The following is a 400-nucleotide window of genomic DNA, read 5'->3' as shown; positions in this document are numbered from 1 at the left end:
CGTGAGTAGCGCACTACCTGTATTTCGATCGGCAGCGACGGCGTGTTACCGATCACATCGGGGGATCGGTACAACAATTTCTGGAACACGTTCTAATCTGGACTCCATGAGTGATGCGCTGCTGCACCATCCCATCCATTCCGGCCACCTCACGGTCAGTGCGCTCAAGCGCAACAAAGACAAACCCGTGCTGTTTCTCGGCGACACCACCCTGACCGGCGGCGAGCTCGCGGAACGCATCAGCCAGTACATTCAGGCCTTCGAGGCACTCGGAGCCGGCACCGGCGCAGGCGTCGGCCTGCTGTCGCTGAACCGCCCCGAGGTACTGATGATCATCGGCGCCGGCCAGACCCAGGGGTACCGCCGCACGGCACTACACCCTCTCGGTTCGCTGGACGAC

The 400-nt window shown here is 62.2% G+C and carries 1 protein-coding gene; it reads left to right on the top strand.

Annotation, left to right across the window (positions count from 1 at the left end; all coding sequences use genetic code 11):
* Positions 1-106: 106 nt before the first annotated feature.
* Positions 107-400 (top strand): AMP-binding protein (locus tag IMZ11_RS44530; RefSeq protein WP_228649829.1); only part of this gene is annotated, 294 nt, incomplete at its 3' end.

Source organism: Microtetraspora sp. AC03309, assembly GCF_020826795.1.
GTDB lineage: Bacteria > Actinomycetota > Actinomycetes > Streptosporangiales > Streptosporangiaceae > Microtetraspora > Microtetraspora glauca.
The sequence above is the reverse complement of the archived record's forward strand: the minus strand, read 5'-3'. Positions and strand labels throughout refer to the sequence as shown.